This window comes from Roseburia porci (assembly GCF_009695765.1).
GTDB classification, from domain to species: Bacteria; Bacillota; Clostridia; order Lachnospirales; family Lachnospiraceae; genus Roseburia; species Roseburia porci.
On the sequence record NZ_VUNI01000003.1, the window covers coordinates 63,344 to 74,685 of the forward strand.

The 11,342-nt window shown below is 39.8% G+C and carries 10 protein-coding genes; 2 read left to right on the forward strand and 8 right to left on the reverse strand.

Annotation, left to right across the window (positions count from 1 at the left end):
* Window positions 1-340 precede the first annotated feature (340 nt).
* The 5 genes from FYJ75_RS02890 to FYJ75_RS02910 all read right to left on the reverse strand — a co-directional run bounded on the left by FYJ75_RS02890 (window position 341) and on the right by FYJ75_RS02910 (window position 5,664).
* Window positions 341-2,869 carry a hypothetical protein gene (locus FYJ75_RS02890; protein WP_154428678.1) on the reverse strand — a complete coding sequence of 843 codons (2,529 nt, stop codon included), beginning with the start codon at window positions 2,867-2,869 and terminating at the stop codon, window positions 341-343.
* A gap of 109 nt (window positions 2,870-2,978) precedes the next feature.
* The gene (locus tag FYJ75_RS02895; protein ID WP_154428680.1) at window positions 2,979-4,178 is read right to left on the reverse strand and encodes a hypothetical protein; all 1,200 of its coding nucleotides are present in this window, start codon (window positions 4,176-4,178) and stop codon (window positions 2,979-2,981) included.
* Window positions 4,179-4,319: 141 nt separating this feature from the next.
* The gene (locus FYJ75_RS02900; RefSeq protein ID WP_154428682.1) at window positions 4,320-4,805 is read right to left on the reverse strand and encodes a hypothetical protein; all 486 of its coding nucleotides are present in this window, start codon (window positions 4,803-4,805) and stop codon (window positions 4,320-4,322) included.
* Window positions 4,802-5,221 carry a P-loop NTPase family protein gene (locus FYJ75_RS02905; protein ID WP_154428684.1) on the reverse strand — a complete coding sequence of 140 codons (420 nt, stop codon included), beginning with the start codon at window positions 5,219-5,221 and terminating at the stop codon, window positions 4,802-4,804. The genes FYJ75_RS02900 and FYJ75_RS02905 overlap by 4 nt, the downstream gene beginning before the upstream one ends.
* Window positions 5,221-5,664 carry a DUF4869 domain-containing protein gene (locus FYJ75_RS02910; protein ID WP_154428686.1) on the reverse strand — a complete coding sequence of 148 codons (444 nt, stop codon included), beginning with the start codon at window positions 5,662-5,664 and terminating at the stop codon, window positions 5,221-5,223. The genes FYJ75_RS02905 and FYJ75_RS02910 overlap by 1 nt, the downstream gene beginning before the upstream one ends.
* A 716-nt stretch (window positions 5,665-6,380) precedes the next feature.
* Between FYJ75_RS02910 and FYJ75_RS02915 the strand changes: the two genes are divergently transcribed.
* Window positions 6,381-6,866, forward strand: coding sequence for a hypothetical protein (locus FYJ75_RS02915; RefSeq protein WP_154428688.1), 486 nt, complete (start codon window positions 6,381-6,383; stop codon window positions 6,864-6,866).
* A gap of 74 nt (window positions 6,867-6,940) precedes the next feature.
* Entirely contained in the window at window positions 6,941-7,519 is a 579-nt protein-coding gene (locus tag FYJ75_RS02920; protein ID WP_328596844.1) for a xanthine phosphoribosyltransferase, read from the forward strand.
* Window positions 7,520-7,586: 67 nt separating this feature from the next.
* Here FYJ75_RS02920 and FYJ75_RS02925 read toward each other — a convergent pair whose 3' ends face one another.
* From FYJ75_RS02925 to FYJ75_RS02935, 3 genes are read right to left on the reverse strand one after another with little or no spacing between them, the layout of a single operon-like run.
* Window positions 7,587-8,783 carry a chitobiase/beta-hexosaminidase C-terminal domain-containing protein gene (locus tag FYJ75_RS02925; protein ID WP_154428690.1) on the reverse strand — a complete coding sequence of 399 codons (1,197 nt, stop codon included), beginning with the start codon at window positions 8,781-8,783 and terminating at the stop codon, window positions 7,587-7,589.
* Window positions 8,784-8,800: 17 nt separating this feature from the next.
* Window positions 8,801-9,646, reverse strand: coding sequence for a bifunctional methylenetetrahydrofolate dehydrogenase/methenyltetrahydrofolate cyclohydrolase FolD (gene folD / locus FYJ75_RS02930; RefSeq protein ID WP_154428692.1), 846 nt, complete (start codon window positions 9,644-9,646; stop codon window positions 8,801-8,803).
* An 11-nt stretch (window positions 9,647-9,657) separates the two neighbouring features.
* Window positions 9,658-11,328, reverse strand: a complete 1,671-nt coding sequence (locus FYJ75_RS02935; protein ID WP_154428694.1) for a formate--tetrahydrofolate ligase — start codon at window positions 11,326-11,328, stop codon at window positions 9,658-9,660.
* Window positions 11,329-11,342 lie beyond the last annotated feature (14 nt).

The window sequence follows — 11,342 nt, forward strand, 5'->3', positions numbered from 1 at the left end:
CCAAACTTAATTATTCCTCTCCTCTCATTTTTATTACCATTTTGGTAACAGAATTATATCACTGATTAAAAGAAATTTCAATACACCACGAATTAATGTTTTAAATTTTTATTACCTTTTTCGTAATAAAAACAAAGAACCACTATATAATAGCAGTTCTTTAACTAAGTATATATTCAATTCCCTCTAATTCTTTTCTACGATAATACTCCTCAAGCTCGTTTAAAGCTTTCTTCCTATACTTTCTCATCAACGTATCTGAAACATAATATTTCTCTAACAATGCGCCCCAACCAATTTTGTTAATCCACATATCCCGCATAATTTGCTGCGTAAGGATTCAACATCCATACGATTGATAAACCATTATCCTGCTTTTCGATACCGGTAAGCTTCTGTAATGCATAGTGCTGTTCAGCATAATTGCAGTATTCAGTTCTATCAGTTTCGGTCTGCCAAGTCTGTAATAGGTGTTTTTGTACTGGGAATAAAGACTTCCTTCCTTGTCTCCGTCTTCAAGATCTGCGTATGCGACTTTCCAGTAACCCTTTACCGGATCTGCTTCGTAAAGTTTTACCATGGCTGCTACGCCGCCCTTGAAGTTAATTACTCCGTTCCAGTTTGTTCCCCAGATTGGAAGCACACTTTCAATTCCGCTTTGATTGATTCTGGAAGTTGTTGTCAGTTTCTTGACAGCATTTACAGTTGCTAGATCATTCGTCGTACTGAACCGAGTTCTTCGACACTCAACTGTTACACCGTCTGCTCTCTTTTTGATCAAACTTCCATCAGCATTACCAAGTCCATCCTGATCGCATGCTGTTGCAACGCTGACCTGTGTTGTTCCAATTGGATACTGAACATTTGTGCCTCTCTTTAAAGTCTCAGAACCGTAAGTAAACTCGCCTGACTGCGGAGCTTCGAAGTAGTAAATACGAGACGGATTCGGCACTTTGTCCGTCGTGTAATAACTTTTTACGGTGAGGATCGGACCTCCCTCGTAAACTGCCACGAAGATAGTTGGAGTTGTTCCGTAGGTTGTTTTTGTTGTTCTGCGTGTCACATTACCACTTTTATCGATTGCTATCTCGTAAGCATCCTGTGAATTGGCGGCTTTGAATCTTGAACTGCTGTCTGTTACACCATTGATCGGTAAAGAAGTGTCTGTCCAGCAGTTTGTGCTTCCGTTGTATTCCTTTACAGAGTTGTTCGCATTTGCACTGTATGCGTAGGATTCTGTTAAAACCATATTCCGTTTTTGAGAAGCGCCATCGATTGTTACAGGCTGATTTCTCAGGATACTACTTACTGTACAACTTGTCGTTGCTCCATTATTTTTCCATGTGTTGCGTTTGTACTGGTCGATCAGACAGGCTGAGTAATTTAATGCTTTTCCGCCGGACGTGGCTGAGAATAAATGGTATCTGCCAAGATCATCTTTGTAATAGCACAGCTCGATCTGTGGTGCCCGTACCTGATAGGTTCCCATGTACTCGAAATCGTCCCTCACTGTCGGTGTGTAGTAAAGCTTATTTGCATTGCTTACGGATGAATTCCATGCAGAACGATTGCTCAGATCGAAGTTGTAGGAAGAGTTGCCCCATACTTCATTTTGTACGCCGGTAGTTGGCCTAGCCAGAATGTTACTTCCGTTTGCTTTGTAAAATCCTGCCTTTACTAATTCCCATACTGCATTTTTGTAGCTGGACTGCTGTGGGACAACGCTATTCACATTGTAGGTCTGACCGACATGGATCGTAGATACTCCGCCGTATTGGTTTAACACATCGTATCCGTCGTAAAGCATGGTCTGATACAGCTTGCAGATATCGTCAACCTCTGCGTACAGATAGGTAACTGTCGTTCCGAATGTACAACGGAAGTTCTGTCCGACCATAAAATTGTAAATGTCTGACCGGTCTTTGTTAAACGAATAACCGGAGTTTGCATGGCTGCCCACATCGCCTAAACCATCCTGCCAGAGATTGTAACTTTTTCCGACTTCGACCCGGTTACTGTCTGATACGCAGGAACATAAAAGTCCGGAAGTTCCAGTTGCGGAGCTGCCGTCTTTGGTAACTTCCACACCTACGAGTACCATACGTTTGCTGTTCCAATCAATATGGGACTTGATTCCGGTTTCTGAGTAGCTATGGACTGATCCTACATTGTAACTGTAAGAAGCGTTTGGTAAAATGTCCTGCCTTCCGTTGTATCCGTCACCAGCGTTTAAGGTCTGGTATTTGACTGTGACGCCGCCAGGTACGCCCATCTTGATTTTTAACTCTTTGTTGTAATGGGAAGCGAAAGTACTTGGATTTGCCCATCGTTTAGCTTTTGTCCAATCGTATAAATTCATAAGGGTTACACCGTCATCTACCCAAGTACCACCCTTTTTCGTCTTAGTTCCGATTGCTGGCTGAACCCAAACATGGAGGGTGCCGTCATTGTCCGATACAGCACCGTGTTGTACGGCCCATTGATACACATCTCTCTTGCTGAATAAATAAAACGAATCTTTCATACCTGAATCTGTACATGCTGGTGCGTATGGACCATCCTGTCCATAATCCCGGACTAAATAAGCATCAGATGGAACATAACAACCCGGCACTGAATATGTCGTGACATATGCTTGCCGATCATACCAGATTCCAGTTGCTCTTGGACTTACTTGTTTATCGTGTGTAAACCATCCAACATAATCTGCATCCCATGGCTCATCAAAGTCGTAAACTTTAGATGGTTCACGACCTCCCGTGTCTGCATGATGTGCGGATGCAGTTGTTGGACTAAAGCTTAACGCAGTAAACAGAATTACCCCAAAGCATAATAAAATCTTCAATTTTGTACTAATCTTTTTTCTCACTTGACTTCCTCCTTTATTTTTGTATTTGAAATGAAGTATATTGAAACGACGAAAAGGGACCGCTCAATGAGCGATCCCTCGTAACTTTGTAAATGCCTTATTTAATTATTTATAATGGAGCACCATGAACACTTCTCATATGTTCTGCATATTGATCTGAAGCTGCTTGTCCATAACCGAAATCAATACCACACCATGGACACGCCCAATCTATTGTTTCAGCCCGTTCAGCATCCTGTTGTCTATAGCGGTCTAAGCTGTCATTTGATGAACCATCACTTCCTGCTGATGAGTTGTTATCCTGAGCTGGTTGTTCTACCTGTGCAGGTTGCTGTTCTGGAGCGGCTGGCTGTTCTGCTGGTGCCTGCTGAGCTGGGGTTGTCTGAGTGCTTCCACCATTACCTGATGCTGCATTTCCACCTTTGTTTGAGGCGCTTCCACTACCAGAGCCTTTGGAAGAAGATCCTTTGCTGGCATTCTTCGTTGTTTCGTTTGAAGCTGATTCCTGTGCTGGAGCTTCTGCAACTGGCTGTGGAGCTTGTACTGTAATCGTTGCGGACTGAGTTGCTTCATTTCCAGCTCTGTCTGTAGCTTTTGCGATAACAGTGTACTGGTTGTCTCCTGTCTTTTCGATTGATTTTGTTACATCTACTGCTCCGTCGATGGCATCTGTAGCTGTACACTGGATGCTGTCCTCTGTTGGATCAGATTCTGTCGTACCGTCAGCAAGTCCTTCGATTGTTGGGGCGGTTTTATCGTAAACTAAAGTAATTGTTGTATCGGATTCGTTGTTGCTTGCATCGGTTGCAGTGATAGTTGCTTTGTAAAAGCCTTCCTCTTCCGGAACTGTGGCAGTAGCTTCTGTGATTGGCTCTGCGTCTAAAGAGTCCATCTTTTGATAGCCTGTAAATGCTACAGTTGTGTCTGAAACATCCTCTACGGTTACGTAATCCTCAGCATTGAGTGCCGTAACATCCTTTGTGTAGACTGGATCCTCGGACTTTGCGGTGATAGTTGGTGCTGTCGTGTCCTCTACTTTAACCGTGATTGTGTAACTGTGCTTTTTGTATGTTGCAGTGGCTTCGTATTCGCCCACTTTGTCTGTGTCCACTTTGCTTGTGTCGATTTTGACATCACCACTGTGTTTACCTTTGAAGAGGTCTTTTGCTTCCGGCTTGAATTCTTCTCCTGCTTCTATGGTAACTGTGCTGGTTGCCAATTCTGGTTTCTGATTAACGATAACGATACCTACAGTAATTGCAACGATTGCTGCGATACCGATAATTCCTGCGATAACTTTCTTTTTCATAAACTTTGTCCTCCTACAATTCTTTTTGTTCTTTTGATTTGTTATAAAATCTGGGAAGGGAAAGAATTGTTTTTGAAAATGGTTCTTTGGTACTATGTCAGAACCTATGTTTTGGGTAGTCCAGTTTGACAAGAAAATTGTTTAAAATTCTACACGTGTCAATTTATTATCCGGTCTCTGCATACACACCAATGCCTCTTTTACTTTCCAATAAACTGGAAGTTTCATATCTTCCGGAATACTACTTTTTGTATAATTATTTGAAATACACTGCTGAAATAATCTTGTCGCATTTGTTTCTTTATCTGGATACCACGGAACTTCAACTCCATATTCATCTGATTCTAAAATATATGATTCAAAACTATCCCAATCAATTTCAGATATGATTTCAACCCCTATAGCTTTAAGATAATCCATTTGATCTGCATAACTGAAACTGATTCCTGCCCTATCATACACAATCGTAAATTTTGACTCTTTATAATGCGTTTTTAATTTTCTAAGTGCAATTCCAAAACGATCTTTGGAACCAGCCGAATCAATTTGTATTCTCAATACTTTCTCCAAAAACTGCTTTCCCGATTTTGTATCTTCGCATACAATACGATCTCCAAGAATATTCAAATGTTTTTCCTTGGATATGTTGGTTCAACTGTATGCGTACCATCTGCACCTGGAAACATTGTAACGATACTGTCTAATCCCGTTTTAAATCCGTTAAACTTTCTTGAACGAGTGATGATGACAAAATAATTATCAGAAGCATTAAAGAGGGATGCACTTTGAGACTCGACCAATAACGGTGAGTTCTCATCCAAAAAGAAAATGAGTCCATGCTCTGTCAAATCATTTTTCGATATCAGCACTCTTATATTTGTATCTCCATCACAATTAACCGCATCTGGATTCAAATTGTAATCTGCAACCAACTGAATTAATGACGTTTTACCTACTCCCGAATCTCCACGGATAAAAAGAAATTTCTGTTTAAATTCAAAATCATATGAGATTTCTCTATTTCTAATCTTAATAACTGGCATTAAAATTCAAACCCCTTACTTTCTAAATAGCAACGCATAAAATCATCATTGTTATGAATTGGTTTATTGGTATCTATGCAAACACCATTCAATTCGCATTTAAATTCCATAGGATGTTCATAAAATAATGTAATATCTTTCATACGGCTGATTTTATTGATCCAATCTGCGCAATTATCCCCGCATGCAGTGCCCCAGATAATACGATCTGTTTTCAGCATAAGAATAAGCGCTTTTGCTCCACCGGAAATTCGGGTAAGGGGAATAATCCCAAGAACAGGGCTTTCCACTGCGCGATTTGATAATATCTCTGAGTGATCAATATCACGTACAATCTGTTTTACTACAGGATCTTCTAACCATTCATCTTCGTATCTATTATTAAAGTATACATCAACATCCCGATTAAAGTTCTCTGGTTGTTTAAATGTTATATAAAGCATGATAACTCCTCTCTTTCCTCAATTTCTGAGAAACATTGTAGCATATCTATATTCCTGTAACGATTGCAATGAATTCTGCGACAACTTTCTTTTTCATAAACTTTGTCCTCCTGCAATTCTTTCTTCTTATTTTCTTTTCCCTTTGTGGGATGTTCTTCTTTTTCTTCACTGTGTTATAAAAGTCAGGAAGAGAAAGAATTGTTTTTGAAAATGGTGCTATAATAGATTAACGAACCCAGGATTAAAAAAAGGTAATGTTTTTAAGAGTAGAAAATTGACTATTGTTGTCACGTGTCTTTGCTTCTTTAGTAATCTTCACCTGTTTTAATATCTGGATTATCAATAACAATGAAACTGCCCTGACACTTCATTAAACATTCTTTCATATTCTCTGTTCGATAATTAAATAATTTAATAGCACTATACTGATGGTATTTTAACACTTGTTTTACAGTAAGTCTAGGAAGAGGTTTCTAACAATTTTTGAAATCAGACAAAACAGTTGACCTAAAAAATAATTGCCATTGCAAATCACTTTATCTTTCCATTTCATTTTCGTATAATTGGGTTAAAAAATAAAAATCGGTTTTTAATATCAAGGTAAAACAACATAAAAAATCATTTTCTTTTCTGTTTTTTTATACTATACTTTTATCAGAATGTGGTAACGTCACAAGTTACACTGCCAGCGAAAAGCTGCAGGACAGGAGGAATTTATGAAAATATACGTTGACCAGAATACCCGATTGGAAGATATGAAATCTACCGCATGGAGTTTCAGCATAGTTGGAATCGCCGGAATTCTGTTACTCATCTTACTCTGGATGGGAGTGCTTCCACTCCAGATTGTGCAGGATACCAAAATTATTCTGACTGTTGTTATGGGGATTTTATTTGCGTTCTTCTTATTTGTCGGAATTCATGCATTTGCGTCATTGAATAAATTAAGGATGTCTGCTTCAAATGAGAAAAATACATACGATGCTATTATTTCCTGGTTTATGGATTCTTACGCGGAAGCATTGCAGAATAAAGATTTCTCTGGAACCGAATCCACGGATGTCAATTCCAGCGAACTTTTGTATTTCCCACGATATCAGGAAATTTCAACAATCATCACGTCAAAATATCCAAATTTATCCGAAGAATTTCTGGATCATATTGTGGAAGATCTTTATGCAAAAATTTTTCCGGAAAATTAGGGATTTCTCTACTTTTTTTGAGGAAATAATGATATAATGGATGAACTAATGAATGAAGGTGTGAGGTAATTACCGTGAAAGAACTTGAAGAAAAAATCAAAAATGACGGAAGCATTATCAGCGAAGATATTCTCAAAGTTGACAGTTTTGTGAATCATCAGGTTGACCCTGAGTTAATGCTTCATATAGGACAGGATTTCGCTGAACATTTTAAGGGAAGAGGAATCACAAAGGTTGTAACCATTGAGAGCTCAGGTATTGCTCCTGCTCTGATGACGGCACAGCAGCTTGGGATTCCACTTGTCATCTTAAAGAAACAGCCATCCAAGATCCTGAACGACAACCTTTATCAGACCCAGGTTACTTCTTATACCAAAGGTACAAGCTATGAACTGACCTTATCTGCCAATTATATCGGAGAGAAAGATCACGTACTTATCATCGATGATTTCCTTGCCAATGGTGAGGCAGCTACCGGTGCAATCCGTCTGCTTCGAAAAGCACATGCAACGATTGCCGGTGTTGGTATTCTGATTGAGAAGTCATTTCAGCCGGGACGTGAAAAGATTAAATCACAGGGATTTGAAGTATACTCTCTTGCCCGTGTAAGCAAAATGCAAAAGGATTATATTGAGTTTATTCCGGAAGAATAATTTTTTACATAAAATAACGGATGTTTTCATAAGTTGTGAAAACATCCGTTATTTTTATTTCATTATTTTAATGGAAATATACAAAGTTACCTCGGTAGATCGAGCTGGATAAACCGGTCGATTCATCAATCAATACAACCGAAAGGACATTGTTTCCATCTGGAACCGGAATCGGTTCTGTGTACTCCTGTGAATTTTCATCCGGATCACTTCCATCCCAGGTGTAATAAGCTTTACAGCCATCAGGAACAGAGACAGTTACAGTTGTTTCCGCTCCAAAATTTCCACCATCCGGGGTAACGACCGGCATATCCGGGGCTGGAATATCAATCTTATATTTGTTGGATACAACATCCGAATAAATATCTTTGTCATTGACACATACCGCTTTGATCTCATACTCTCCCATTTCATCAAGCTGGATCGGATCCGTATAGCGTTCACCATATTTAATTGGATCTTTTCCGTCCTTGGTGTAATAGATCTTGCATGAATTCTGACCGGATAATTTAATATCAATGAATTCGTCATAAGTTCCTGCTGTCTGATTAAAAACAGGTGCAGTAACCAGATAATCAGAAAAAAGATCCAGAAGTTTACTGTCCGTTACCGTTTTGCTGAGCGCGATAATCGAATCATAATCTTTTTGTTTATCATAAATGGAGATCAGATTCTTGTATGCGGTTTTGTTCGCTTTATCAAGTTTCAGTACTTCTTTATATTCGGTAATGGCAGAATCGTAATCCTTTTGTTTTAAATACAGATCTCCGAGCGCCATCGGGATATCAGCGTCTTTGGAATCAAGATTCAGCGCTTTTTTATAATACTTTTCTGCCTCGGTATAATCGCCGGAATTCTCTGCTTCTTTTGCCTTTTGCAGCTGATAATCCACGGAATTATTCTGCCTTTCTTTCTGCTGAAACTGAAGCAGAATAATAATTGAGATAATTGCTATCACAATGGCTACAACAGAGCAGATCACGATAATCAGTTTCTTTTTCTGATTCTTTTTCTTCTTTTTGTCATTGCCTTTATCGCTATTTTTATTTTCGGGTTCGGTCTCCTGCTTTTTCGGTTTTACCGGTGGCTTATTGGAAATGTTTTTCTTCACAGTGTCGTCCGGTGTCTCATTGCTTGTAATCAATGCTTTCAGATAATCATCTTCAATGCCTGAATAATCTGGTACCAGCTGGACCTCTTTTCCACATTTGGAACAATAAATGCAGCCTTCTTTTAATTCAGCTCCACAGTATATACATTTCATAAGTTTTCCCCATTTATTTAAGAATACATCTTCATTGCTTCTACACAGTTATGCATGAGCATGGCGATTGTCATTGGACCAACTCCGCCTGGAACCGGAGTAATTGCAGATGCAACCGGTTCAACTTCGTCATATTTTACATCGCCACAGAGCTTGTTGTTCTTGTCGCGATGAATTCCGACATCAATGACAACTGCTCCTTCTTTGACATAATCTGCAGTGATAAACTGTGGCTTTCCAATTGCAACAATCAGAATATCAGCTTCTTTGCAAAGTTCTTTCAAATTCCGGGTTCTGGAGTGACAGATGGTAACGGTAGCATTCTCGCGAAGCATCAGAAGTGCCATAGGTTTTCCAACGATATTGCTTCTTCCGATTACCACGCAATGTTTTCCTTCCATCTGGATATTGCTGCGTTTTAAAAGCTGGATAATTCCGGCCGGAGTACAGGAAACAAAACCTTTCTGTCCAATTACAAGAGCCCCGACATTCTGTGGATGGAAACCATCCACGTCTTTTTCCGGTGAAATTCTTTTGATGACTTTATCCTCATCCATATGTTTTGGAAGCGGAAGCTGACATAAAATTCCATGAACTGAAGAATCTGCATTTAACTTATCGATCAATGCAAGTAATTCGTCTTCGGATGTATTCTCATCCAGTTCATAAGAAAGTGAACGAATGCCGATATATTCGCATGCTTTCTTTTTGTTTCTGACGTATACAGAGGAAGCCAGATCATTTCCGACCTGAATTACTGCAAGTGCACATTCCCTGCCGGATGCCTTTAATGCAGCAACCTCCTGTTTTAATTCATCTTTGATTTCCTGGGAAATATGTTTTCCGTCAATTATTTTAGCCATTGATTCTCTCCTTAGAAAAGTCCGGTAATTACTCCGTCATCGTTAATGTCAATATTGTTTGCAGCTGGTTTTTTCGGCAGACCTGGCATTGTCATGATCGATCCGTTGATTGCAACAACAAATCCAGCTCCGGCAGATGCATATACCTCACGGACATTGATGGTAAATCCTGTCGGACGTCCAAGTTTTTTCGCATCATCGGAAAGGGAATACTGTGTTTTTGCCATACATACAGGAAGGTCTGACATTCCAAGATCAGTGATTCGTTTTAATTCTTTTTCTGCAGCTGCGGAATATGTAACACCGTCAGCTCCATAGATTTCTTTTGCAATCGTTTCGATTTTCTCCTTTAATGAAAGATCGTCTGAATATAAAACTTTAAAATCGCTCTTTTTATGCTCAAGGGTGTCTAAGATCTTGTTTGCAAGCTCAATTCCGCCTTCTCCGCCTTTTTCCCATACTTCGGAAAGGGCAAATTCACATCCGCGGTCTTTGCAGAACTGCTCTACAAAATCAGTTTCAGCCTTGGTATCGGTAATGAAAGAGTTTAAAGTTACCACAACAGGTACACCGAATTTATGAAGGTTCTCAATGTGTTTCTCAAGGTTTACGATTCCGGCCTTTAATGCATCCAGATTCTCCTCTGAAAGCTGATCCTTTGGTACTCCACCGTTATATTTTAATGCACGGATTGTTGCTACTAAGACAACTGCATCCGGGTGAAGGTTCGCCTTGCGGCATTTAATATCAAAGAATTTTTCAGCACCAAGGTCAGCTCCAAAACCAGCCTCTGTAATGACATAATCTGCAAGTTTTAATGCTGTTTTGGTTGCACGGACACTGTTGCATCCATGTGCAATATTAGCGAATGGACCACCGTGTACCAAAGCTGGTGTATGCTCCAGTGTCTGGATCAGGTTTGGTTTTAATGCATCTTTTAATAAAGCTGCCATAGCTCCAGTCGCCTGAAGATCGTCTGCTGTAACCGGTTTTCCATCAAAAGTATATGCAACAATGATCCGGCCGAGGCGTGCTTTTAAGTCATTCATGTCATCAGCAAGGCATAAAATAGCCATGATTTCAGATGCAACTGTGATTACAAAATGATCCTCTCTTACCATTCCATCCATTTTGCTTCCGAGTCCGACAACGATATTACGTAACACACGGTCATTCATATCCATACAACGTTTCCATACGATCTGTCTTGGATCGATTCCAAGGATATTTCCCTGCTGGATATGGTTGTCTAAAAGTGCTGCAAGAAGATTATTTGCAGAGGTGATTGCATGGAAATCTCCGGTAAAATGAAGATTCAGATCTTCCATTGGAACAACCTGCGCATAACCGCCGCCGGCAGCACCACCTTTAATGCCAAAACATGGTCCTAATGATGGCTCACGAAGAGCGATCACTGCTTTTTTGCCAAGCTTTCCAAAAGCCTGTCCAAGTCCGACACTGGTGGTTGTTTTTCCTTCACCTGCTGGAGTTGGATTGATGGCTGTTACAAGGATCAGCTTACCATCCGGTCTGTCCTTGATTTTATCCATTAACTCATCTGATAATTTTGCTTTGTATTTTCCGTAAAGCTCGAGTTCATCTTCTGTAATATCGAGTTTTGCGGCAACGTCTTTGATCAGATCCATTTTTGCTTCCTGTGCGATTTGAATATCGGTTTTCATTTCTTTAACTCCTC